Annotated in this window: 24 protein-coding genes; 10 read left to right on the top strand and 14 right to left on the bottom strand. The window is 62.6% G+C overall.

Annotation, left to right across the window (positions count from 1 at the left end):
- Positions 1–23 precede the first annotated feature (23 nt).
- From Q355_RS0103830 to rnr, 3 genes are all read left to right on the top strand, one after another.
- Positions 24–356, top strand: coding sequence for a hypothetical protein (locus Q355_RS0103830; protein ID WP_027876572.1), 333 nt, complete (start codon positions 24–26; stop codon positions 354–356).
- Positions 357–621: 265 nt separating this feature from the next.
- Positions 622–1,857, top strand: a complete 1,236-nt coding sequence (locus Q355_RS0103820; RefSeq protein WP_027876571.1) for an aspartate aminotransferase family protein — start codon at positions 622–624, stop codon at positions 1,855–1,857.
- 99 nt (positions 1,858–1,956) lie between these two features.
- Positions 1,957–4,425 carry a ribonuclease R gene (gene rnr / locus Q355_RS0103815; protein ID WP_027876570.1) on the top strand — a complete coding sequence of 823 codons (2,469 nt, stop codon included), beginning with the start codon at positions 1,957–1,959 and terminating at the stop codon, positions 4,423–4,425.
- On the opposite strand, the gene Q355_RS0103810 is transcribed toward rnr, so the two are convergent.
- Complete coding sequence (locus Q355_RS0103810; protein ID WP_027876569.1) at positions 4,422–4,916, bottom strand: CAP domain-containing protein; 495 nt, start codon at positions 4,914–4,916, stop codon at positions 4,422–4,424. The genes rnr and Q355_RS0103810 overlap by 4 nt on opposite strands.
- Before the next feature lie 88 nt (positions 4,917–5,004).
- Between Q355_RS0103810 and coaE the strand changes: the two genes are divergently transcribed.
- The 6 genes from coaE to Q355_RS0103780 are packed head-to-tail and all read left to right on the top strand — an operon-like array spanning position 5,005 to position 9,221.
- Positions 5,005–5,583: a dephospho-CoA kinase gene (gene coaE, locus Q355_RS0103805; RefSeq protein WP_027876568.1), complete on the top strand. Its 579-nt coding sequence runs from the start codon at positions 5,005–5,007 to the stop codon at positions 5,581–5,583.
- Complete coding sequence (locus Q355_RS0103800) at positions 5,580–6,377, top strand: helical backbone metal receptor (protein WP_027876567.1); 798 nt, start codon at positions 5,580–5,582, stop codon at positions 6,375–6,377. The genes coaE and Q355_RS0103800 overlap by 4 nt, the downstream gene beginning before the upstream one ends.
- 50 nt (positions 6,378–6,427) lie before the next feature.
- On the top strand, positions 6,428–7,342 hold the full coding sequence (locus tag Q355_RS0103795; protein ID WP_027876566.1) for an aldose 1-epimerase: 915 nt from the start codon (positions 6,428–6,430) through the stop codon (positions 7,340–7,342).
- Positions 7,343–7,368: 26 nt separating this feature from the next.
- Positions 7,369–8,130 carry a 50S ribosomal protein L11 methyltransferase gene (locus tag Q355_RS0103790; RefSeq protein ID WP_027876565.1) on the top strand — a complete coding sequence of 254 codons (762 nt, stop codon included), beginning with the start codon at positions 7,369–7,371 and terminating at the stop codon, positions 8,128–8,130.
- A 6-nt stretch (positions 8,131–8,136) separates the two neighbouring features.
- On the top strand, positions 8,137–8,835 hold the full coding sequence (locus Q355_RS0103785) for a 16S rRNA (uracil(1498)-N(3))-methyltransferase (RefSeq protein WP_027876564.1): 699 nt from the start codon (positions 8,137–8,139) through the stop codon (positions 8,833–8,835).
- Positions 8,832–9,221 (top strand): hypothetical protein, encoded by a 390-nt coding sequence (locus tag Q355_RS0103780; protein WP_027876563.1) that lies wholly within the window; start codon positions 8,832–8,834, stop codon positions 9,219–9,221. Before Q355_RS0103785 ends, Q355_RS0103780 begins: the two co-directional genes overlap by 4 nt.
- A gap of 5 nt (positions 9,222–9,226) precedes the next feature.
- Here the strand turns inward: Q355_RS0103780 and Q355_RS0103775 are convergent, their stop codons facing one another.
- From Q355_RS0103775 to Q355_RS0103760, 3 genes are all read right to left on the bottom strand, one after another.
- A complete protein-coding gene (locus Q355_RS0103775; RefSeq protein WP_027876562.1) occupies positions 9,227–10,120 on the bottom strand; it encodes an AEC family transporter in 894 nt (297 codons plus the stop codon).
- A gap of 287 nt (positions 10,121–10,407) precedes the next feature.
- Complete coding sequence (locus Q355_RS0103765) at positions 10,408–10,836, bottom strand: DUF4864 domain-containing protein (protein ID WP_084496047.1); 429 nt, start codon at positions 10,834–10,836, stop codon at positions 10,408–10,410.
- Positions 10,837–11,056: 220 nt separating this feature from the next.
- On the bottom strand, positions 11,057–12,226 hold the full coding sequence (locus Q355_RS0103760; protein ID WP_027876560.1) for a M20 metallopeptidase family protein: 1,170 nt from the start codon (positions 12,224–12,226) through the stop codon (positions 11,057–11,059).
- Between the two features lie 299 nt (positions 12,227–12,525).
- Here Q355_RS0103760 and Q355_RS0103755 point away from each other — a divergent pair, with 299 nt between their 5' ends.
- Positions 12,526–14,211, top strand: a complete 1,686-nt coding sequence (locus Q355_RS0103755) for a long-chain-fatty-acid--CoA ligase (RefSeq protein WP_027876559.1) — start codon at positions 12,526–12,528, stop codon at positions 14,209–14,211.
- Here the strand turns inward: Q355_RS0103755 and Q355_RS0103750 are convergent.
- The 10 genes from Q355_RS0103750 to Q355_RS0103700 form a co-directional block, all read right to left on the bottom strand.
- Complete coding sequence (locus Q355_RS0103750) at positions 14,208–15,332, bottom strand: cysteine desulfurase family protein (protein ID WP_027876558.1); 1,125 nt, start codon at positions 15,330–15,332, stop codon at positions 14,208–14,210. The genes Q355_RS0103755 and Q355_RS0103750 overlap by 4 nt on opposite strands.
- Positions 15,329–15,808, bottom strand: coding sequence for an RrF2 family transcriptional regulator (locus Q355_RS0103745; RefSeq protein WP_027876557.1), 480 nt, complete (start codon positions 15,806–15,808; stop codon positions 15,329–15,331). Before Q355_RS0103745 ends, Q355_RS0103750 begins: the two co-directional genes overlap by 4 nt.
- Positions 15,809–15,865: 57 nt before the next feature.
- Complete coding sequence (locus tag Q355_RS0103740; protein WP_027876556.1) at positions 15,866–16,657, bottom strand: metal ABC transporter permease; 792 nt, start codon at positions 16,655–16,657, stop codon at positions 15,866–15,868.
- The gene (locus Q355_RS0103735) at positions 16,657–17,427 is read right to left on the bottom strand and encodes a metal ABC transporter ATP-binding protein (RefSeq protein ID WP_027876555.1); all 771 of its coding nucleotides are present in this window, start codon (positions 17,425–17,427) and stop codon (positions 16,657–16,659) included. Before Q355_RS0103735 ends, Q355_RS0103740 begins: the two co-directional genes overlap by 1 nt.
- Before the next feature lie 45 nt (positions 17,428–17,472).
- Positions 17,473–18,873, bottom strand: coding sequence for a M16 family metallopeptidase (locus Q355_RS0103730; RefSeq protein ID WP_027876554.1), 1,401 nt, complete (start codon positions 18,871–18,873; stop codon positions 17,473–17,475).
- Positions 18,870–20,342: a M16 family metallopeptidase gene (locus Q355_RS0103725; RefSeq protein WP_036258618.1), complete on the bottom strand. Its 1,473-nt coding sequence runs from the start codon at positions 20,340–20,342 to the stop codon at positions 18,870–18,872. The genes Q355_RS0103730 and Q355_RS0103725 overlap by 4 nt, the downstream gene beginning before the upstream one ends.
- 354 nt (positions 20,343–20,696) lie before the next feature.
- Positions 20,697–21,119 carry a hypothetical protein gene (locus Q355_RS0103715; RefSeq protein WP_027876552.1) on the bottom strand — a complete coding sequence of 141 codons (423 nt, stop codon included), beginning with the start codon at positions 21,117–21,119 and terminating at the stop codon, positions 20,697–20,699.
- Positions 21,116–22,189 (bottom strand): cytochrome-c peroxidase, encoded by a 1,074-nt coding sequence (locus Q355_RS15340; protein WP_036258616.1) that lies wholly within the window; start codon positions 22,187–22,189, stop codon positions 21,116–21,118. Before Q355_RS15340 ends, Q355_RS0103715 begins: the two co-directional genes overlap by 4 nt.
- Before the next feature lie 13 nt (positions 22,190–22,202).
- Positions 22,203–22,946: an MbnP family protein gene (locus tag Q355_RS0103705; protein WP_027876551.1), complete on the bottom strand. Its 744-nt coding sequence runs from the start codon at positions 22,944–22,946 to the stop codon at positions 22,203–22,205.
- Positions 22,947–23,002: 56 nt separating this feature from the next.
- Positions 23,003–24,214 (bottom strand): copper resistance D family protein, encoded by a 1,212-nt coding sequence (locus Q355_RS0103700; protein WP_245597478.1) that lies wholly within the window; start codon positions 24,212–24,214, stop codon positions 23,003–23,005.
- Between the last annotated feature and the right edge of the window lie 7 nt (positions 24,215–24,221).

The raw sequence follows: 24,221 nt of genomic DNA, 5'->3' as shown, positions 1-24,221 counted from the left end.
CGCTGGCCGTATGCTGAGGCGTCATGGCTGGAGCTGCAAAAAGCCCAAATAGCGAAAAACCAAGGAGCGAGCGCGAGCTAAAGGTTACGGCGGCACTCTACGCCATGCTGGGCGTGGTGCCCTACCTCAAGGAACACGGGCGCCTACCCGACCGCATTGGCGGCCCCTGGAACTACATTCCCGCACGCATCCTGCTCCAGCAACGCGGCCCGGACCTCGAGCTCACCGACGACGAGCGCCTGGTCTACGAGGCCATCCTGCGCGAGGGTCGGCTTCCGGGGGGTTCGGTGATTTTGCTGGATGAGCACCCGGAGCACCAGCCCGCTGCCAAAACCAAACGCAAGAAGCGAACCTGAAGCCTAAAGCTCCCGAAAAGGTCGCTCGGAGGCTTCGTGCTTGGTGCAAATCCCCAGAATCTGACGGGACTCATCCGGCAGGGCTTCGCAGCGCTCGATGATCATGCAGGATGCAGCGCGCGCTCGTACGCGCCTGGGGCCAAAATATCGCCTTGTCGCCCAGAACAAGAGTGAAGGCTTCGCGTGGAGCACATACAGCGTGCGTAGTTCCCCAGACCGCGCATCAAACAGTGCGGCCTCGAGCGTGATAAACTCAGAACCGATCATGACCCTTTTCGAACAGTTCGAACGACACATCAACCCCGGCCTGGCAGGGCTTTTGCGCTTTACCGGGCTGGACAAAGTAGAGTCCCACGCCGAAGGGGTATACGTCTGGGACACCGAAGGCAAGCGCTACCTGGATTTTCTGGGCCTGTACGGAACCCTGTCGCTGGGCCACCGGCATCCTAAGGTGGTGGAGGCAGCCAAGGCCCAGCTCGACAAAATGCCCATGTCGGTGCGGGTGCTGGTTTCCGAGCCCACCACCAGGCTGGCCGCCCGGCTGGCCGAGATTACCCCTGGCGAGCTTTCGATGGTCTACTTCGGCAACTCCGGCGCCGAGGGGGTGGAGGCCGCGCTCAAGTTTGCCCGCTTCTACACAGGCAAGCCGGGCTTTATCACCACCCAGGGGGGCTACCACGGCAAAACCCTGGGGGCCCTCTCGGTCACGCCGCGCGAGCACTACCAGCTTCCGGCGCGACCTCTGGTGCCGGGGGTAACGGTGGTGCCTTACGGCGATGCCCAGGCCATCGAGGCGGCCATCGGCCCCGACACCGCGGCGGTGATCGTGGAGCCCATCCAGGGCGAGGGGGGCATCCGGGTGCCCCCCGAGGGGTATCTGCGCGAGGTGCGGCGTATAACCCGCGAAAAAGGGGTGGTGCTGATTGCCGACGAGGTGCAGACCGGTATGGGCCGCACCGGCAAGCTCTGGGCGGTGGACTGGGAGCGGGTAGAGCCCGACATCCTGGTGAGCGCCAAGGCCTTGGGGGGCGGGGTGATGCCCATCTCGGCCACCATCTGCCGCCCGGAAATCCTGAGCATCTACAAGACCGAGCCCCTGATTCACTCCACCACCTTTGGGGGCAACCCGCTGGCAGCAGCGGCGGCACTGGCGGCTATCGAGGTAACGCTCAGCGAGGATCTACCCGCCCGCGCCCTGGAAATGGGCCACTACCTGATGGGGCAACTGGCCGGGTTGCAGCAGGCCTACCCCGAGTTTATCCAGGAGGTGCGGGGGCGGGGTTTGTTGGTGGGCCTCGAGTTCAGCGATGCCGACATCGGCGCGGTGGTGGTGGCCGAGCTGGCTACCCGCGGGGTACTGACGGCCTTTGGCCTCAACAATCCCAAGGTGGTGCGCCTGGAGCCACCCTTGATCGTGGAAAAAACCCACATCGACCAGTGCGTGGAGGCGCTGGAGGGGGCCCTGAGCGCTACCCGGCTGGCCTTCGAGGGCGTTCTTTAGCCTGGGATGTGTGAATAACCCAGCGTGGGTGCTTTATGATGAGGCGAGGAGCGCTGAGCGTGCGATACGGTAGTTCGAACTTCTCGACCTAAAAACATCATGCTTGAGCAGATTTACGAGTATCTCAAAAAGCACCCCAAAAAGCGCTTTAGTCTGCGCGAGCTGGTGCGGAGCCTGCGGCTCGACAAGGAGCAGGCCAAAGAGGCCCTGGACTTGCTGGTAGTCGAGGGCAAAGTGGTCGAGCCACGGCGCAAACTCTACCAGCTTCCCGAGGCGCTAGCGCAAAAGGGCCTCGAGGGTCGTCTGCAAGCCCACGCCGCAGGATTTGCGTTTGTGATCCCGGCCAACCCCGACTTACCCGACCTTTACATTCCCAAAGGCCACACCGGCGGGGCCTGGCACGGGGATCGAGTACGCGCCGAGCCGCGTCCCCCAGGCCGCGATGGCAAACCCTGGGGGGTGGTGGTGGAGGTGCTCGAGCGGGCCCATCACCAGGTGGTGGGACGGCTCTACTTCAAGCAGGGGTTTGCCTGGCTCAAGCCCGACGATGCCCGGCTGCCCGCGCTCAAGCTCAAGCCCGAGGGGCTCGAGGGCCTGGAAAGCGGGGCGCGTCTGGTGGTGCGGGTCACCTACCCCAGCGGGCGCAAGCCCCAGGAGCCTTACGGCGAGTTTGCCGGCTATCTGGGCCAAGGCGATAGCCCCGAGGTCGAGACCGAGGCCATCATCGCCAAGTACGAGCTTAGGAGTGTATTCCCGCCTGAAGCGCTGGAGGAAGCCCAAAAGATAGCCCATCTGGACGCAAAAGAAGTTGAGCGGCGGGAGGATTTTCGGGCCTTGCGGGTCTTTACCATCGATGGGGCCGATGCCAAAGACTTCGACGACGCGATTCACATCGAGCAGCTCCCGAACGGCAACTACCGGGTGGGAATCCACATTGCCGATGTCTCACACTATGTGAAAGAGTTCTCGCCCCTAGATCACGAAGCCTACGCCCGCGCAACCAGCGTGTACCTGCCGGGCCGGGTGCTGCCCATGCTGCCCGAGCAGCTTTCCAACGGCATCTGTTCGCTCAAACCTTACGAAGACCGGCTGGTCATCTCGGTGCTGGTCGAGCTCACGCCCAAGGGCAAGGTCAAGGACTACCGCTTTGCCGAGGGGGTCATCCGCAGCGTGGCCCGCCTGACCTATACCGAGGTCGAGGCCTTTGCCGAGGGGCTAAAGCACCCCGAACAAACCCAGGTCTTGCCACCCGACAGGAGTTCGGGGCTCGAAGAAGACCTGAAGCTCCTGCTCAGGCTCACCCAGACCCTAAAAGCCCGCCGACTGGAAGAGGGCGCGCTGGATTTTCGCTTCACCGAGGTAAAGGTGGAGGTAGACGAGGACGGCAGCCTGCACCTGATTCCGCAGAATGAGCCCCGCGCCCGCAGCCTGATCGAAGAGCTGATGCTGCTGGCCAACCGGGTGGTGGCCAAGCACCTGGCCGAGCGAGACATCCCCACCCTGTTTCGCGTCCACGAGGACCCCAGCGAAGAGGCCTACAATAAGCTGGTGGCCGCCCTGGGTAAGCTGGGCTACAGCCTGCCGGGAGGCGAGCTCTCCCCCAAGGCCCTGCAAAGCATCCTGAAGCAAGCCGAAGGCCGCCCAGAGGAGCCTGTGGTCTCGACCCTGCTGCTGCGCTCTTTGCGCCTGGCCCGCTATGCTGCTGAAAACCTGGGGCATTTTGGGCTGGCTGCCGAACACTATCTGCACTTCACCAGCCCCATCCGGCGGTATCCCGATCTAGTGGTGCACCGGGTGTTGCGCACCCTGCTCCAGCGCCGCATTACCCAGGCCCGTAAGGAGGAGTGGAGCCAGCGGTTTCCTAAAATTGCCGAGCATACCTCCGAACGCGAGCGGGCCGCCGAAAACGCCGAGCGCGAGTTGACCAAGTACTACCAGTGCCTGTGGGCCTTAAGGCACCGAGGCGAGACCTTCCGGGGCACGGTCTCGGGCGTTACCGGGTTCGGGGTGTTTGTGAGCCTCAAGAACGGGGTGGAGGGCATGATTCGGCTAGGGGCCCTCGAGGACGACCACTACCAGTACATCGAAGACCTGCTGGCTTTGGAAGGCCTGCGAACCAAACGCCGCATTCGAATAGGAGACGAGATGGAAGTAAAAATTGAAGGAGCCAACCCATCGGCCCGGCAGATTGATCTGGTGCCGACAGAAAAGTTTTATCAGTCGGAAACCCCACCCGAACCACCCAAACAGGAGCAGAGCAAAAAGCGCCGCCGGGGCAAGCGTGGGAAGGGCACAAAACCAGCCGCCCAGGAGCCCAAGGCGGCTGCGACCGCCAAGCCAGCGCGCAAGATAGTCGCCACCGAACCCAAAAGCCCGGCCCCCCATACCAGGGCCCGCTCGAGGCGGGTGGTGGGCCCGCCCGACGAGCGGCGGGGTTTCCAGAAGCCGGTTAAGGTCAATGCTCAGAAAATTTATTTTGGCTCCTGGGGCGAAGCGCCAAGCGCATCCCCCCAGCCAAGTGGGGAAAAGGCTTCTTCATCGAAGCGCAAGCGCCGCCGCAGGCGCTAGGGCTGGGGCTGGGCCACCACCAGCACCCAGTAGTCGCCGCGCCGAACCATGCCCATCTCGCGCAGATGGGGTTCCATGAGGGTGTTGCAGTGGCCGCTGGTGCTCGATGACCAGGCAGCCACTACCGTCTCAGCGGAGGCGTAGTTGTAGGCCAGGTTCTCTCGAATGTCAAGGTATTTGTAGCCCACCTGCTGGGCTCGGATAGCTACGGCATAGGTGTTGCTCGAGCCCTCCTTATGGCTAAACTGACCGGTCTGCTGGATGTGTTCCGCCCGCTGGCGGGCCACCTCGCCCAGCAGGCCGTTCCAGGTAAGGGCAGGCGCAGGGTAGTAGGCTTTGGTGTTGCCATCCGTGGTGCAGCTACGGGCCTGGGCACGGGCCTGGTTGACGGCATTCAAAGAGGATAGATGGTCCTCTGGGGTGTACGAGACCCCAGGGTTAGCGGTACAGGCTGCCAGTGCAGTCAACACGGCTACCAAAAACCATCGCATAGCCCCAGTTTGACACCGTTTTTGGCCCTGGCCGGTGAAGAAGTCACCGCTCGGCGTTACATAAAGAAGGGCAGTATGCTAGGCCCTGATGCGGCTCATTGGTCTTACCGGAGGCATTGGCAGCGGCAAGAGCACGGTGGCCCAGCGTTTGCGGGCGTTGGGTGTGCCGGTTCTGGATGCGGACGAATATGCCCGTGAAGGAGCTCTGGTCTTGAAGTCGGAGATTTGCCAAACCTTTCCAGAGGCGTGTTCAGGTGGAGAGATCAATCGTGCTGCACTTGGGCGATTGATATTCAGCGACCCAGAGGCCCGCAGGCGGCTCGAGGCCCTGATCCACCCCTACGTGCGCCAGCGCATGCGGGAAGAAACCGAAAAAGCCCGTCAAGCGGGGCACCGCCTGGTGGTGCACGACATTCCTCTGCTGTTCGAGACCGGGCGTGAAAAAGATTTTGCCGGGGTGCTGGTGGTGGCCGCCCCCACTGACCTACGCAAAGCCCGGGTGATGGCCCGCAGCGGCCTCTCCGAAGCCGAGTTCGAGGCCCGCGACCAGAGCCAGCTCCCGCAAGAGGATAAGGTGCGTCGGGCCACCTGGGTCATCTGGAACGACGCCGACCTGGACACCCTGTACAGCAGGGTGGAGGCCTGGCTCGAGGAGGTGCAACGGTGAAGCTGGTGCACGACTGGCTGGGGCCCCTCGAGCTGCCCGACACTGCGCAGCGCATTGTGTCGCTGGCCCCCAACGTCACCGAGACCCTCTTTGCCCTGGGCCTGGGCGAGCGGTTGGTGGGGCGCAGCGCCTTCTGTTACCGCCCTGCCGCTACCTTGAGCCTGCCGGTGGTCTCGAGCTATACCCGGGTGCGCTGGGAACTGCTGGAAAGCCTCAAACCCGACCTAGTGCTCATCAGCACCGGCGTACAGCGGGAACTGCTCTTTGAGCTGCACCGGCGGGGTTTTCCCATCTTCCCAATCCCCCTGCCGCAAAGCCCCTATGGCATCCTGGAGAACATCGCCGTATTGGGGGCCCTGCTGGAGGCAACTGAGGCGGCCACCGGGCTGTGTGCCCGTCTTTCAGAGCGCTATGGCGCGCTCTACAAAGCGCTTCCACCCCTTCGGGTTTACCTCGAGTTCGACCTGGGCGGCCCCATTACGGTAGGGCGGGGCAGCTATGTGGGCGAAGCCCTGCGCTACCTGGGCCTGCAAAACATCTTCGCCGAGCACCCCCAGAGCTACTTCCAGCCCGATCTGGCCGAGGTGGCGCGCCGGGGGCCAGAGCTGGTGATATACGAACCCAAACCGCACCGCTCGAGGCCACTGGAAAAAGCCCAACGCCTATTGGCCGAACGGGGTTGGTGCTTCCCCTTGGTGGTTACCGGGGGCGACGAGCTGGCCCACTACGGCCCTTTGTTTTTCGACTACCTCGAGGCCCTGGTCGGGCAGATTCGCGCGCTATTGCCCGCCTGAAAAGTGCCCAGGGCTTGGATTTTTGCCCGCTAACCTTCAGACTGAAGCCAATGCACCTAGAGATTCTGCAAAACCGCTCACTCCGCCTGACCGTCGCGCCCGAGCTGGGGGCTAGCATCGTGGGCCTCGAGCTCCACCAAGCGGGATTCTGGCTGCCCATTTTGCGCCCAACCTCGCCCGCAGCCCTGGTGCAAAAGCACTCCCCCGACACCTCGAGCTACATCCTGGCCCCCTACTCCAACCGCATCCGGGAGGGGCGCTTTGTGTTTGCCGGTAAAACCTACCAGCTTCGCCCCAACTGGCCCGACGGGCAGACCCTGCACGGCGAGGTACACGGGCGGCCCTGGAGCGCACTGCGCATCAACGAGCACACCCTGCATTGCGCTTTCGACGCTTCGAGCCTCCACGACCTGAACTTCCCGTTCCCCTTCAGGGTGGAAGTAGCCTACCGGCTGCAAGGGGATAGCCTTGAAACCTCGACGACGTTGGTGAATGTGGGAACTGAACCCATGCCGGCGGGGTTTGGGCATCACCCGTACTTCATGCGCCACCTGGGCAACTCTCGCGAGGCCCTGCTCTGCTTCGGGGCCGATCACATCTACCTGACCGATGCCAGCTGCCTCCCCACCCGGCCTGCCGAGGCCATACCGCCCGAGTTCGACTTCTCGCAGCCCAGGCCGGTCGGCGCGACCACGCTGGACCACGTGTTCGCAGGCTGGAATGGAAAGCTAAGCCTGGACTGGCCCGGTTCCGACTGGCGCATGGAGCTAAGCGCAGACCCCATCTTCTCGCACCTGGTGGTCTTCACCGCCCCCGATGGAAGCGTGGCCCTCGAGCCCGTCACTCACGCCACCGATGGCTTCAACCTGTTGAGCCAGGGCTGGGAAAATACGGGGGTGCGGGTGCTGGAACCGGGCGAAAAGCTTGCGGGAAGCCTGCGCCTGACCTTAGTGCCCAGCGGTTGAAGAGCCTTCAGCAGGTAAACTATGGTATGCACGTTTTTCGTTTACGTGGAGACTTTCAAACCCTCGACCTATACTCGGCCTTTTTGTTCGAGCAAGGGGCCAGGGGCCTCGAGGAGAAGCCCGGCGAGGTCTGGGCTTATTTTCCCGAGCGGGTTGAACTGCCCCTGCCGGGGGAGTGGCTCGAGCTGCCCGATACCGACTGGCTCGAGGCCTACAAGCGCGACCTGAAGCCGGTACGGGCCGGGCCTTTTGTGGTGCTGGCCCCCTGGCATGAGTGGGAAGGCCAGGAAAAACGCATTGTCATCGAGCCGGGCATGGCCTTTGGCACCGGCCATCACGAGACTACCCGTATGGCCCTGGAAACCCTGGCCCAGCGAACCGAGCCCGGGATGCGGGTGCTCGACCTAGGCACGGGTTCGGGCATTCTGGCCATTGGGGCGGCCCTGCTGGGAGCGGAGGCGCTGGGAATAGACATCGACCCAACTGTCATCCCCCAGGCCGTCGAAAATGCCCGGTACAACCAGGTCGAGGCCTCGTTTAAGCAGGGCAGCCTGGACGACATAGAAGGCCCCTTCGACCTGGTAGTAGCCAACCTCTTTGCCGAGCTGCACGCCTATTTTGCCCAAAAGTACCGCGAATTGTTTGGGGTTTGTGGAACCCTGATCCTCTCCGGCATCCTGGCCGAACGTGAGCCCATCGTTCGCAGCGCCCTCGAGGCCAACCGCTTCGAGCTGCTGTCACGCAGGCAGGAAGGCGAGTGGGTCTGCCTGACCTATGCCGCCTGCTAAAGAGCTATGCGTCCCCACCGTGCTTTTGTTCCCATCATCCAGCCCGAAGTCGAGCTGGGCGGACGGGAGGCCCACCACCTGCTGGATGTGCTGCGGGCCCGGGTGGGCGACACGCTCACGGTATTCGACGGCAAGGGCACAGAAGGCCGCGCCCGGGTGGTGCAAACCGAGCCAGGCTGGGTGCGCCTGCAGGTGGAAGAAACCTGGCCGGCCAGCAAAGAGCCCCCACACCCTGTCAGCCTGTATGTGGCCCTGCTCAAGGGCGACCACCTGGCCGAGGTGGTGCGGGCCGCCACCGAGCTGGGAGCCAGCACCATTGTGCCCATCCTGACCCAGCACTGTGTGGTGCGGGAGATAAGCGAGAACAAGCTGCTGCGCCTGCGCCGGATTGCCCTCGAGGCGGCCAAGCAGTGCGAGCGCAGCGTGGTTCCCGAAGTAAAGCCACTCCTGCCGCTCAAACTGCTTCCCCCAGTGTCGCAGGGGCTGGTAGCCCAGCCCAGAACCTCGGCCCGGGTGCGGGAGGTGTGGGACCCCCAGAAGCCCACCGCCCTGCTGACCGGCCCAGAAGGGGGCCTCAGCGACGATGAGATACAGCTACTGGAAGAGCGGGGTTTCACCCCCATCACACTGGGGCCACGTATCCTGAGGGCCGAAACCGCGCCGGTGGCCCTTTTGAGCCTGGTCACAGCCGGTGAAGGACTATGAAGCTCCTACATTGGCTTTTACTAGTTGGCCTGCTGTTACCGGCTTGCCGCTACACCTTTGTGCCGCTCGACCCGGGTCGCGCCACCCTGCCCAACCGCACCAGCCTCAGCGGAACCCTGGAACCCGCTGAAAGCGCAGCGGTAGCCCGGCTGACGGTGCGGCACCTGGCCGAGCCGGTGTACCTCGAGCTGCGCTGGTACAAAGGCGATCAGCTATTTCAGGAGCGCTCCATCTGGGTTGAAAAGCCGGGCACCTACCAGGCCCGCTTCGAACGCCTGGATGATGGTTATTACCGCCTGGTGGTGCTGGTGCAGAATAGCCCCTTGCTGCAGCTCGAGGTGGGTTCGCCGTTTTTTCCGCCCCCTCCAGCCCCTCCTTCCGGCTAAAAGAGCTAGCCCACCCCAATCAACAGCAGCACCACTGGAATCGTTACAAATGAAAGCACCGACGAAGCCACCACCGCCCGGGCGGCCCGGACACCGTCGCCACCAAATTCCCCTGCCATCAAAAAGGCGTTGACGGCAATGGGCATGGCGCTTTGCAGCACCAGAACCTGAATGTCGAGCCGCTCTAGCCCCAAAACCCACCCTGCCAGGGCCGCCAGCAGGGGGGCGGCCACCAGGCGCAAAGCGCTGGCCTGAAGCTCAAAACCGCCCCACTCCGGTTTGGAGCGAGCGATCTGAATGCCCAGGGTCAGGAGCATCACCGGGATGCAGGCCTGGCCTAAGAGGTGCACCCCTTCGCCCAACCCCAGCGGCAGGGGAATGCTCAACCCCCGCACCAGCAACCCCCCAGCCAGGGCCCAGAACAGAGGCAGCTTCAGGGTGAACCAGAGGCTTTGCAAAAAACCGCCCCCGCGCAAAAACGCAGGCCCCAGGCCAAACATCAACACGCTGCTGGCGATAAAAAAAACAATGGCCCGATCCAGGCCCGGCTGCCCCAGGGCGAAAAAGGTCAGCGATAGGCCCATGTTGCCCGAGTTGGGAAAGGTGGCCGAAGCGATCATAGCCTTGGCTGTACCCTGCTCAAAGCGCAGCCAACGGCTCAGGCCCAGCGCCAGCAAGTAAAGCCCGAGCGATGCCAGAAAAAAGCCGGCGGTAATACCAAGCACGCTGGCGCCAGTCAGCTTGGCCCGGAGCATTGCGTCAAATATCAGCACCGGAACCAGCACATATATCGACAGCTTGGAAAGGGTTTGCAGGTCGAAGTCGATCCGCTTTCCCACCAGGTAGCCCGTCAGGACAATAAAGGCCACCGGAACCACCGTATTGAGCAGGGCTTCCATACCTGGGGTAGCTTACCTGATGATGGGTTTCCAGGCCATTCAAGTAGGGTTCGTTCTGGGCTGGGCCTTTGGCGGAAGCGGCGGCCAGCACTTTGCCCGCCTGATGTAGAAGATCAGGGGTTTTCCTGTTATACCAGATTCGGTTAGTTCGTCACCGAACGGTGACGAACTAACCCGACCGAAGGGATACGCTTTCTTCGCCGAGCGCAGCGAGGGGTGTGCTCTAGGATTCAAAAAGATAGCCTCTTAGCGCTTTTTGTTTGAAGATTATCTTTTTGAATCCGGTATTAGATGGTCTGGTCGTCAGTGACGAGCTCGAGGTACACGCCAGCAATCACCCAGCTTCCGTCCTCCAGGCGCTCCATCAGGTAATAGGCCACCGCCTTTTGACCATCGAGGCCCACCAGGTTGACCACCTGCCGCACCTGCATGAGCGCGCCAACCGACCGCTGTGCCGAACCAAATGTCACCTTGAGGGGACGGTAAATCTGGGCATACGACGACCTGACCATCTCCAAAAAGCGCGCCGGGGTCTGAAAGGCCTGGCGAATACCAGGTGAGGCAAAGGAAAAAGCCCTCGCAGCATCGTCCCGTTTAAAGGCTTCCATCTGGGCCAGGATTACAGCCCGGATTGCCGCCTGATCCCGGGCCGGGACATCCTGTAAGCGCTGCGCCCCTGCCCAGGACAAAAGCAAAACCAGCAGCAATAATGGCATATCCTAGTGTGCCCGTCTGTAGAGCCGCTTTTTGTGGTAGCTCCCACTATCGCGGTCTTGACCATTCTTACTGCTCCGAGAAAACAAGGGGGCGCCTACCAGGAAATGCCGCGATGTGGCCTACCTAGCCCAGGCACATGTTTTCGAGCTTCTCAGCAGCAAAAACGAACCCACAGCCCTTCTCCCGATTGGGGTCGGGCCATTCTTTCCGAAGACCACCCTATGCCAGGAAATCTAGCACGGTACGGGTAATGAGTTCTACCCCCAGTGGTAGCGCGCGCGTATCGTCGATCCAAAAGCCAGGGTGGTGGTGGGGCCGGTTTTTGCCCAGGTCGGGGTCGCCAGCCCCCAGCCAGAAGTACACGCCCGGCCGGCGGTTCAAAAACTCGGACATATCATCGCCGCCCATTACCGGAGGCACTTCCAGCACTGCGCTCTCCCCCACCACCTCACGGGCTACCCGCCGAAAGCGCTCTACCATCTGGGGGTCGTTGACCACCGCCGGAGAACCCGGTAACCAGTTCACAGAGGCACGCCCGCCCATCGCGGCAGCTATGCCTTGCGAAAGCTCGTTAATGCGCCGTATAAGCTTTTCCCGCAAAGTCGGGTCGAAGGTACGCAAGGTGCCTTTGAGGATGGCAGTCTCGGGAATAATGTTGTGTGCTCCCTCGCCAGCAGAAACCGTGGCAATGGTGATTACGGCTGTTTGGATGGGGTCGGTCTCGCGGCTGACCAGGCTTTGCAGCGCCACGATGAGTTGTGCGGCCATCAGCACCGTGTCCACACCCTCGTGGGGCATGGCCGCATGGGCCCCCTTGCCGGTCAGCTCGATGGTAAAAGCATCGGCGGCAGCCATGGAGGGCCCCGGCCGCACGCCCACCTTGCCTGTCGGCATCAGGCTATAGAGGTGCAGACCCACCACCGAGTCCACCCCTTCCAGCACGCCCGCCTCCACCATGGGCTTTGCCCCAGAAACAATTTCTTCGGCTGGCTGAAAGGCAAATCGCACCTCACCGGCAATCTGGTCTTTGAAGCGAACCAGCACGGCTGCCACGTGGGCGGCAATTGCGGCGTGGCCGTCGTGGCCGCAGGCGTGCATTACACCGGGCGTCTGGGAGCTGTACTCCACCCCGGAGGCCTCCTGTATCGGCAGGGCGTCAATGTCGGCCCGCACCAGCACGGTTTTACCCGGCCTCGCACCTTTAAGCCGTGCCACCACACCCGTCTGGGCTACCCCTCGAGTAACCTCGAGGCCCAGCCCCTGCAAAAAATCGGCCAACCTGGCGCTCGTTCGCACCTCTTGAAAAGCAAGCTCGGGATGGCGGTGAAAGTCCCGGCGCATCTCAATCAGACTGGGGGTAATTGCGGCGATGGCTTCTTGAAGGTTCATACGCCATAGTCAAACACCGCAGGGGCAGCCCGTCAACTGCGGGCGCTGGACACCGTTCCCCAAAGGCCAGGGCCGAGCCTGTTTGCCCCGATGACTTCGCACGTGCCCTTCAGCGCAGCGAGCCAGGCAGCACTGCCAATCTCCTTGCCGGATACCTGCCACAAAAGGCTGTGCTGGGCCGGTTGGCTACCTGGCCCAAAGTCTGTTCAGGACACAAATAGCAGCCGCAGCTTGAACTCGGTATAGGTTTTGCTAGACTTGGAGCAAACCAAGCAGGACTCCAACGCAGGAGCGTGATGATGATGAAACCCTGGCTAAAACACTACGATAAAGGCGTCCCGGCGGATGTTCAGTTCCCCGAGGCGCCGCTTTGGAAACTGCTGGCCGATAGTGCGCAAAAGTACCCCGATAACGTAGCCCTCGAGTTCATGGGTAAAGTCATCGGCTACCGTCAGCTCTGGGAATCGGTGCTGAAGTTTGCTGGGGCCCTAAGGGCCCAGGGCGTGCAGCCGGGTGATAGGGTCGCCATCATGCTGCCCAACTCCCCCCAGTTTGTGATTGCTTTTTACGGAACGCTGGCGGCTGGGGGCATTTGTGTAAACGTCAACCCCCTGTATACGCCCCGCGAGCTACGCCACCAGCTTTCCGATGCCGGGGCCGAGACCCTGATCATCCTGGATATGCTCTGGCCCCGCTACGCCGAAATTGAGGAGGACGTGCCGGTCAAGCGGGTCTTTACCACCGGCATCCAGGACTACCTGCCCTTCCCCAAAAACCTTCTCTTCCCCCTCAAAGCCCGGCGGGAAAAGCGCTGGGTCACACTTCCCCAGCATCCAAAGCGTTTGGACTTTAGCAAAGCCCTGCGCAGCGCAACCCCGGTTGCCGAGCCCTACCCTGCCAAACCCGACGATGTAGCCCTGCTGCAGTACACCGGGGGAACCACCGGCCTTTCCAAGGGGGCCATGCTCACCCACCGCAACCTGGTGGCCAACACCTACCAGGTTATTGCCTGGGGTGGCGAGGAGGTAAAGGAATTCGAAGGCAAGGGGGTCATGCTGGGGGCCATTCCCTTCTTCCACGTCTACGGCATGACTGTGGGCATGAACTACGGCCTGGCAGGTGGGTACAAGATCGTGCTGCTGCCCCGCCCCGAGGTCAAGCCCTGCATCGAGGCCATCGAGAAGCATGGGGTTACGCACTTTCCTGGGGTGCCCACACTCTACATTGGCTTCATCAACTTCCCTGGCATAGAAAAGCGCAAGGTGGGCACGGTGAGGGTCTGCATCTCCGGTTCAGCGGCTTTACCGGTGGAGGTAGCCAAAAAATTTGAAGCCCTCACCGGAGGCAAGCTGGTGGAGGGCTACGGCCTTACCGAAGCGGCACCCTGCACCCACTGCAACCCCCTTTCGGGCCTGCGCAAGATGGGCAGCATTGGTATTCCCATGCCGGGCATCGATGCCAAAGTTCTGGACGAGAACCTGCACGAGCTGCCACCGGGCGAGGTGGGCGAGCTGGCCGTGCGGGGGCCCAACATCATGCTGGGCTACTGGCAGCGCCCCGATGAGACCGCCAAGACCATCAAAATCGACTGGCTCCTCACAGGCGACATGGCCCGCATGGATGAGGACGGTTACTTTTACATTGTCGATCGCAAGAAAGACATGATTATCGCCGGGGGCTACAACATCTACCCGCGTGAGGTGGAGGAGGTGCTGTTTGCCCATCCCGGCGTGGCCGAGGCCGCCGTGGTGGGGCTTCCCGATGAGTACCGGGGTGAAACAGTGGCGGCTTTTGTGGTGCCCAAGCCCGGCATTACCCTCTCCAGCGAAGAGCTGGACAAATACTGCCGTGAGAACCTGGCCGCCTACAAAGTGCCACGCATCTACGAGATTCGCAGCGAGCTGCCTAAAACTGCCGTGGGCAAAGTTTTACGGCGTGAGCTGCGCGAAGCCGCCCTCAAGCAACGGCAAAAAGTAGGGGGTTAGGTGTAGACCCTCGAGCGCCCCACGGCCTCGGCAAAGGCCCGGGCGGCCTGATCCACCTCGGCCTCGGTGGTGAAGCGCCCCAGGCTAAAGCGCACCGAGGCCCTGGCCTCTTCCCTGCTGCGTCCAATGGCCAGCAGCACATGGGAGGGCTCGAGGCTCCCGCTGCTGCAGGCTGAGCCCGAGGAAGCGGCCACGCCCAGCAGGTCGAGGTTGAGCAAAAGCCCTTCACCGTCGGCCTCTTTGACCGTGACGTTTACATGCCGGGGGCTGCGTAGCGTGGGGTGGCCGTTGAGCTCCACTCCAGGCAGGGCCAGCAGCCGGGCCTCGAGCCGCTGCCGCAAGGCCAAAAGCCGCTGGGATTCCTCGGCCAAAAGCGCCACCGCCTTTTCGGCAGCCAGGCCCATCCCATACACCGCCGGCAGGTTCTCGGTACCGCCCCGGTAGCCCTGCTCCTGCTTGCCCGGCACAATCGGGAAAAGCTCCACCCCCTTGCGCACATAGAGGGCCCCAGCGCCTTTGGGGCCGTAAAACTTGTGGGCCGCCAGCGAGAGCAGGTCGGCCCCCAGATGCTCGAGGTGGCAGGGTACGCTCCCCAGCGCCTGCACCGCATCGGTATGAAAAAGTACACCCCGGGCCTGGCAGACCTGGGCAATCTCTTGAATGGGGTACAGGGTGCCAATCTCGTTGTTCACCGCCATAACCGAGACCAGCACGGTATCGGCGCGGATGACCTCGGCCACCTGTTCGGGGTAGACCAGACCGTGCTGGTCGGGCTGAAGCAAGGTAACCGCAAAGCCCAGGCGCTCGAGGTTCTTCAGGGCCAGCAGTACCGCAGAATGCTCTACCGCAGTGCTTACCAGATGCCCCCGCCCCCGGGCCAGGGCGACCCCATACAGAGCCAGGGCGTCGGCCTCGGTGCCCCCACTGGTCAGCACGAGTTCTCGAGGCTTAGCCCCTATCGCCCGGGCCAGCCGCTCGCGCCCTTCCTCAAGCAGGCTTCGGGCCTCCCGCCCTGGACTATGCACCGAGCTGGGGTTGCCGTATACCCCCAGTACCCCCTCCACCATGGCCTTTACCTCGGGGTCGAGGGGCGTGGTCGCGGCGTAGTCGAGGTAAATCATGGCTGGAGCGGCGTGCCGCCCTGCGTCAGGGACATGGTTGGCTCGAGCTGCACCAGCTTGCGGGACTCGATCAGCCGTCGCTCTTCGATTAAGTCCTTCAGGGTGGTGCTGCGCAAAACCCCCCGCATGGCCTCATCCACTCGCTTCCAGAGGTTCTCGGTGGAACAGTGCCCGGTCTGCCAGCACAGCTCGGGGTCATCCAGGCAGATCACCGGCGCCAGGCTTCCTTCCAGCGCCTCCACCACCTCGAGGGCATCGATTTTCTCACTGGGGCGGCCCAGCTTATAGCCGCCACGGGCCCCCCGCACGCTACGGATAAACCCCGCCCGGCGAAGCTGGGCCGCGATCTGCTCGAGGTAGTGTTGGCTAATGCCCTGGGCCTCAGCGACGTCCTTGAGGGGTACGGCCTGCGGCTGGCGCAGGCCAATTTCCACCAGCGCCCTCAGACCATACTGCGCCTTCGTCGAAACCCACATGCCCACAGTATAATTTCCTAAAACCCGTATGGAATAGGGGGGTTTTCACCTTTGCCCCTATCGGCGCAGCAACAGGGCCAGCACAAACAGCAAGGCCTGGATCAACACAATGGCGCTGCCGGCAGGCAGATCAAACAGGTAGGCCGCCGCCAGGCCCGGCAGCACCGATAGCGTGCCAATCAGAACAGAAACCAGGGTCATGGCCGCAAAGGTCTGGCTGAGCAAGCGGGCTGTGGCCGCTGGAATCACCACAAAAGCCGCAATGAGCACGATTCCCACCACTTTCACCGAGACCACCACCACCAGCGCAATCAAAGCCGAGAGCAGGTAGTCGTGCCGGATCACCGGCAGCCGGTCGGCCAGGGCCAGCTCCCGGTCGAAGGTGGCATAGGCCCAGTAGCGCCACAAGGGGGCCAGGAGCACCACCCCCAGGGCGATCAGGCCCATCAGCCCCAGGTCGGTGGAGGTAACGGTCAGGATGGAGCCAAACAGGTAGGCCACCGCATCGGGGGCAAAGCCCTGCCGCAGGGACATGAACAGCACCCCCAGCGCGACCGAGACGGCAAAAAATATCCCGATGGCGGTGTCGTCACCCAGGCTGCTCTTTTCCCGTACCCAGGTGATGAGCAGCGAGACCCCCACCGCAAAGGGGATGGCTACCCACAGGGGATCCTGCTGAAGCAGAAGGCCCAGGGCCACCCCCGCAAAGGCGGCGTGGGCCAGGCCATCCCCCAGAAAGGAAAGGCGACGCTGCACCACCAGCACCCCCAGGTAGCTGGCCAAAGCCCCCACCAGCAAACCGGCCAGCAGGGCCCGCTGCATAAAGGGAAGTTGCAGGGCCTCGAGCACTAGCGTCCCCCCAAAATCACCTGGTGTGCATGGCCCACGTGTCCGAAAGCCTGGCTCAGGCACTCGTGGCACAGCACCTTTTCGGGCGGACCATAGCCAATCACCCGCCGGTTGAGCACCAGCACCGCCGAGGCGTGGTGCTGGGCTGCTTCCCAGTCGTGCGTGATCATCAGGATGGTAGCCCCGCTCTCGGCCTGGTAGGCCTCGAGGTGGCGGTACAGATCGGCCTCCCCTACCACGTCCACACCGGTAGCGGGCTCGTCCAGGAGCAAAAGCCGGGGACGGCGGATCAGGCTACGGGCCAGGTAAACCCGCTGAAGCTCACCCCCAGAAAGCCTGCCCAGGCGGCGGTTTGCTAAGTGCAAAGCACCCACCTTTTCTAGCACTTCGCTGGCGCGTCTACGCTCTTCTCGGCTAACAACGAAAGGCCAGTGCCGCCGCAACCCCGATACCACCACCTCGAGGGCCAGGGCGGGAAAACTGCGGTCGAAGCCCTTGACCTGTGGCACATAGCCCACCCAGCCGGGCGGAACCTCCCGGGGGGGGTGGCCCAAAACCCGTACGCTGCCAGCAATCCGGGTAGGGCCGTCGCGCAGCAAGCCCTGCTCTAAGCCAAGAAGGGCCTTAAGCAAGGTGCTCTTGCCGGCTCCGTTGGGGCCTACAATAGCTACGAAGGCCCCCTCGGGCACGCTCAGGCTCACATCGTGCAGCGCCTGGAACTCACCAAAGCGCACCGAATACCGCTCAATCTCCACCGCAGGTGCGGTCATACCTACTGATAATATGCTATCAATAGGGCTTTGGATAGGGGCCTGCTATTCCAGCGGAACTTCGACCACGTTGCCCAGGCTTTGCAACGGCTTGTCGAACTGGCGTTTATCCCCCACCACCACAATCACAAACTGCTCCGGACGCACATACTGCTGCACCACCCGTTGCAGGTCGACAGGGGTGGCGGCCTGAATCTGGCGGATGTACTGCTCGTAGTAGTCGGGCGGGAGACCCAGCATCTGGGTACGGGCGATGCGCTCGGCCACGGCCTGCTTGGAGGTGAAGCGAAAAACCTCGGCGTTGAGGATGTTGTTGCGGAAGAGCTCGAGCTCTTCCTGGCTCACCGGACGTTCGCGCAGGTCGCGGAATTGGGCCAGCATCAACTCAATGACTTCAGCGGTTTTCTCCACCCTGGAGATAGACGCACCGTAGAAAAAACCGGGCCAGCCAAAGCCCTGCGACTGGGCCCCCCCGGTGGCATAGGCCAGACCCCGCCTGGTGCGCACCTCCACAAACAGGCGGCTGTTGAAACCATCGCCCAGCACCCGGCTGGCCAGGTCAAGTTCGCTGTAGCCCGGGGCAAAAGCCGTGACGGTGGGGTTGCCCATGTAGATTACACTCTGGTTGGTCTCTTTTTGCAAAAAGTAGATGCCGGGCTTGGGGCTGGGGGGTGCGAAGGTAGGCAGGCTCACTGGGCCCTGCTGCCAGCCTTGCAGCACACGCTCGAGCCGGGCCACCATCTCCTGGGTGTTGAAGTCGCCGGTGATGGCCAGCACCGCCCCGTTGGGTTTAAAGAAGCGCTGGTGGAAAGCTAGCAGGTCGTCGCGGGTGATGGACTGCACCGAGGCTGCGCTGCTAATGCGCCCTGCGGGGTGGCCCTCGTTGATGCGGCGCACGAACTCCCGCACCGCAATCTGGGTGGGCTGGTCGTTGCGGCGGCGGATGGCTTCCAGGGCCCGCCCCTTCTCCAGATCCAGCCGTTCCTGGGCAAAGCGCGGGTGCACCAGCACATCGGCCCAAATTTGCAAAACCTGGTCCAGGTTCTCGGTCAGGGTGTTGAAGGCCACCGAGGTGAAGAGGTTGTCAATGCTCACGCTCACCGAAGCCGCCAGGGTCTCCAGGGTTTCGTCCACCTGATCGGGGGTGCGCTCGCCCGCTCCACCGGTACGCAGGACGCTAGAGAAAATCCCACTCAGGCCCACCTTGTCGTCCGGTTCATAGATGGCCCCCGCCCGCAGGTAGACCCGACCGCTTACGAACGGCAGCGCACGGTCTTCAATCAGCAACACCGTCAGCCCGTTGGAAAGCTGAACGCGGGTGGGCTGAATGGCCGCAGGCTGCAGCCGCTGGAACTGCATCTTGAAGGGGTCGGGCCAGTCGGCGGGCACCCCCTGGGCCAGACCCAGGGTCAGAAGGCCTACAAGCAGACTCCAAATCGCTTTCATCGGCTACCTCCACGGGTGATGAGGGTGGCCACGGTGCGGTTTTGCGGGGTGAAGTATTTGCGGGCGGCCTGCTGAATTTCCTCGGCGGTGATGGTGTTGTAGATGGCTTCCTCCTCGAAGATGCGCTGATAGCCGCCGAAGAATAGCTCGTAAAAGGCCAGGGCCTGGGCCAGGCCGGGCCCCCCCTGCAAGACCCGCAAATAGGCCGCTCGGGTCTGGTTACGCACCTTTTGCAGTTCTTGCGGGCTCACCGGCTCGTTTTTGAGGCGTTCCAGTTCCTCGTAGATGAGACGCTCGAGGTCCTGGGTGGTGCGGGGGGCGCGGGGCTGGGCCGAGATGGTAAACAGGTTGGGGTAGCGGAAGCCCGGCGAGGCCGAACTGGCGCTCACGTTCAGGGCGGCCTGCTCCTGGATCACCAGGCGGCGGAACAGCCGGCTGGTGCGGCCCTCGGTCAGGATCGAATCAATCATGTCCATCACGTAGGCCTCGCGGTTGGGGTAGGTGGGCTTGTGAAAGCCAATGAGCAGGCTGGGCTGGGCGTTGTACTCGATGCTTGTGCGGCGTTCGGCAGTCTGGGGCGGCTCGGCGGGAATGTTCAGGCTGGGACGCTCCGGGCCTCTGGGAATGGCCCCCATGTAACGGCGCACCAGCTGGATATCCCGCTCGGGTTCGACATCCCCCACCAGCACCAGCACCGCCCGGTTGGGGTGGTAGTGGGTCTTCCAGAACTCCAGGGCTTTGTCGACCCGGTAGCCCTGAATTTCCTCGCGGCTGCCAATCAGGGGACGGCCATAGGGGTGCACCTGAAAAGCAGCCCGCAAAAAGGCCTCGCTCAAAGCCCCGTTGGGATCGTTTTCGGAGCGCTGGCGGCGCTCCTCCAGCACCACATCGGCCTCTTCATAAAAGCTGCGAAAAACAGCGTTCATCAGCACATCGGCATAGACCCGTAGGTAGAGCTCGAGCCGGTTGGAGGGCAGCGAAACCCGGTAATCGGTGCGGTCGTAGCCCGTCGAGGCGTTGAGCCCCTGCTCGCCGTTGTTGGTAAAGAGCTGGTCAATGGCGTTGGGCAAGGCCAGTTTCTTGGCTTCTTCGCGGGCTTCGTTGAACCTCGCTGTAAGGCGCTGGATCTCTTCTTGCGATGCCCGGTTGGCGATGGCCCGATCCAGCTCGGCGCGGGCTTTGTCTATGGCCTCGAGGGCGGCTTTTTCCTTAGGCCAGTCCAGGCTGCCGATGCTCTGCGTACCCTTGAAGGCCATGTGCTCGACCATGTGGGCAATCCCCCCCAGGCCCGGCGCCTCGTCCACACCCCCCACATCGAACATAAGGTTGAAGTGGATGACCGGGGCGGTTTTGTCCGGCACCATAAGCACCCGCAGGCCATTGTCCAGGGTGTACTTGCGTATCTGCTCGCGGAGCTGCTGGGCCATGGCCCCGGGCAACAGCAGCACCAGTAAAAGCAACCAGACCATTCGTCTCACCGTGTACCTCCTCCTTTTATCCCAGCTACAAACCATTACGCCGCAAATTCTGGGGTCAGACTGAAGGAAGGTCTACAGTTCGGCAAACCGCACCCCATGCCGATGCCCATCCTGCAGGGGCAGCCCCTTAAGAAAGGCTTTCGCTTCGCTCATCCCTCTCCCACAGGGAGAGAAGACTTAATCGGATTGGAACGGCACTCTTTTGTTCCCTTCTCCCAGTGGGAGAAGGGTTGGGATGAGGAGCGTTTAGGCAACAAAAAAGCTTACTGTCTATGTATTACGGCACGCCAGCAACAACCAGGGCCAGTCTGTTATTCGCAGACCTCGAGGTTCCAGACCCTACCCTCAGCGCGGCAGAACCTGGATGATGCTTTGCATAATAAAGGGCGGAATCTGCTTGCCTGGCATAGGCCGCCCCATCAGCACCAGGAAATAAGGGCCCGGCTTGGGAAACTTCACCACCCCCTCCACCCGCCCGGTGCGCGGGTTGAGTTGCATGCGCACCTGGGCATCGGGCTGGGCGGTGGCGCTGACCCGGCCCTGATAAAACAAGAGCGTGCAGAAGCAGTCCTGCGGGTTGATGGGCAGGCTGCCCACCCGAATGTACTCAATCCAGGCCACCGTGGCCCTCCCGGCCACCGGCGGCGCGTCGTTGGGCTCAAAGTCTACCTGTCCCTGAACGTAACCCCCGTTTCCTTCAAAAGGATGCCCCCAGACCCATCCCGCGCTGAGCAGCAGAACAATCCAGCCAATCCACACGTACCTCATGGCGTACTCCCCTTTCCCCTGGGCGGCAGCAAGGCCGGGTTGGTAGTAAAGCTCCTATCGGTCAGGGACTCCAGAAACGCCACCAGATCCTCTACCTCCGGGTCGGTCAGGCCCAATGGCCGAATCAGGGCGTCGGCGTTCAGGTTGGGCTCGCCGCCCCGGTTGTAGTGTTGCACCGCCTCCCGCAAGGTTTGGATGGAGCCGTCGTGCATGTAGGGTGCGGTCAGGGCCACGTTGCGTAAGGTGGGGGTTTTGAATTTGCCCACGTCCTCGTCTTTGCCCGTTGCGCGGGCCAGCCCGATGTCTTTGTAGACCGTGTAGAGGGCGGTGTTGCGGGGTTCGTCGTCGGTGAAGTCGGGGCCGACGTGGCAGTGGAAGCAGTCGCCCTTCTCGCCGAAGAAAAGCTCCATCCCGCGCAGGGCCGCCTGGCTCATGGCCGAGTCGTCGCCGGCCTGGTAGCGGTCGAAGGGGCTGTTATAAGACACCAGGGTACGCTCGAAGGCCGCAATGGCGTAGGTAACGGTTTTGAGGCTGGGGGCCTCGCCGAAGACCTCCTGAAAGGCCCTGGCATACTCGGGAATGGCCCCTAGCTTTTGCGCGAGCTCCTCGGGCTCGAGGCCCATCTCGTCGTGGGCCGTGAGGGGGCCAACCGCCTGCAGCTCGAGCCGCGGCGAACGCCCTTCCCAGAACAGGTGGCGGCGGAAGGCCACGTTGGTCAGGGTGGGTGCGTTGCGGAGACCTTTTCGGCCAAAGATGCCGGTGCTTACTGGCTTTCCCCCATCGCTAAAAGCGAACTCGGGCTTGTGGCAGCTTGCACAGGCCACGGTGCCGTCCTTGGAAAGCCTTGTGTCGTAAAACAGCCGCCGCCCCAGCTCCACTTTGGCCGGGGTCTGGGGGTTGTCCTCTGGGATGGGCACGGTGCGTTCGGCAAAAAGAATGGGGGGGCTGGCCTGGTGAGGGGGGGGTGGCGCTGCTTCGGGGGCTGGTGGCGTTGGCCTGGGCCAGAGAGAGTAGCCCAGCACCCCCACCCCCAGAAGGAGCAGGCCCGCCCATACCCATCGCCGTCGCACCTTACCTCCCTTGCTACGGGGCCAGCGAGAAGGCCGACTGCATGTTGAAGTACACCACCGACATCAGCAGGCTGGTTTCGGGGCTGAGACCGTGCAGCTGGCGCAGTGACTGCTTACGCCAGTCCACAAAAGCCCCGCCTGGCCCCGACTCAAAGGCCTTGGCTACATCCAGGTTGAGCGAGATGACCCCCCCACCGGGCGGGATGTTGATCTGCACCCGCCGGGTCTGGAGGTCGTGCAGGCGCACCGGTAGGCGGAAGGTGTCGGTTCCCATGTGAATCACCCATTTTTGGTTGCCTTCCGGGAGTAAAGCGGTGCCCTCGAGGCGGTAGAAGATATAGCCGGGGTTCCAGGCCCAGTACATGCCGGAGTTGACGCCCAGGGGTAGCTGCTGGGTACCCGCGTCGAGGTGGTTGAGCTCGCGCGGCACACCCACATTAAAGCGCAGCCCGCGGTATTGGCCCGGCGGCACGTCCATCATCATGACGCGCACCCCCTGGGTGGGGCCATCCCGTTTGAATTCGGCCAGGGATAGACCGTCTAAGCGCACCTCGCGGCCATCCGGGCGCACCAGGGCCACTTCCGAGATGTAAAACTTCAGGAGGTCAATCTGGTAGCGCAGCCCCTGGGGGGTCTGGTAGGTCTGGCCCCACTGCAAGGGCTGACTGCCCACCCGCAGGTTCACTTTCAGCTCGACGGGGGCAGAGAGCGCATAGGCACTTATACTGAGCAAAAAGACCAGCCAGCATTTTCTCATAGCCACTCCTTCTTAGAGGTTAGCAGAACCCCTGCGGTTTTCGCGTGAACCGGCGCTCAAGGGGCCACGCTTAGGGTGTACTCGAGGGTCTTGTCCGGCAGATCTAACGTCACCAGCCATTCGCCGGGCGTCTCGGCAATGAGCACAATGTGGTACTGCGACTTGTAAAAGGGGCCCTTGGCGTCCTGCAAAAGCTGCGTTCCCTGCAGGGCCTCTAGCCGCAGGCTGGGGCCGGTTGGCAGCAGGTTGCCCTCAGCATCGCGCAAGTCGAGGTAGAGGTGAATTAGACCACCCTGGCTGAACAATTGACCCGTGTAGCGCTTATCGCCCTCGGTCTCAGCGATGTTTATCACGCGGGGTGCAGATTGGCTGGCCGGCGGAGGTGGTTCGGTGGTAGCCAGAAAACCGCTGGCTAAAAGCACACCCAGAATCAAAGCGGCCTCGAGGCTCACCGTCTGTAATCCCTTAGCCTGCTTGGCCTGTAAACGCGGCAAAAGCCACAGCCGGTTCACCGCCGCCACCCCTACCACCAGCCCCACCAGCCCCAGCTTTAGAAGCAGGCGTTGACCGTAAACAGCGTTCCATAGGTTCGAGAACTCGCCCAGGCGAACCCAGGACAGGTACACACCCATCAGCGACAAAAGTATGACCGCAGCAAGGCCCAGACTCGAAAGACGTTGAATGGCCCGCAGCACTGCGTCGTACTTTGTGCCGGGCCAGACCACCGCCAGCGCCAGCACACTTCCCCCCCAAACCACTGCAAAAGCCAAGTGGGCCAGGCCAGTGGCCAACTGCCCCGGCCCGCCCCCGGCAGCATGCGAGGTGAGGGTAAGGGTAAACAGAAGCCCCAGAACCAGCGGGGGGTACAGCCAGCGGTCCAGGCGAAACCAGCCCATAGACATAAACAGCAAACCCACCAGCAAACCCATCCGCAGCAACAACCAGTTCCCTTGCGAGGTCTCGAGCAGGTAGCTCCCCACAAGGGCGGTGTCGCCGAGCATCCAGGTCAGGTGATACACCCCGTAGAGGGTAGCCCCCAGGGCCAGCAGAAAGCCCCCCGAAAGCAGGTACCATAGCCGCCAGCGCTGGGTACGCGCAGCCTCCGGCCCCACGTAGCGGACAAACACCCCGGCTCCCAGCAACAAAAAAACACCCACATAAAGGAGTGCCCGCAGGACGGGCTGGGTACTGTCGTGTTCGTGCGGCATGGTCGCAAGCGGATTTAGGTTCGACAGGCTAAAAACCGTCGGCTCTTTACAAATGGGCATAACCCCT

The sequence above is a fragment of the Meiothermus cerbereus DSM 11376 genome, from assembly GCF_000620065.1.
In the GTDB taxonomy this organism is placed as follows: Bacteria; Deinococcota; Deinococci; order Deinococcales; family Thermaceae; genus Meiothermus; species Meiothermus cerbereus.
The sequence above is the reverse complement of the archived record's forward strand: the minus strand, read 5'-3'. Positions and strand labels throughout refer to the sequence as shown.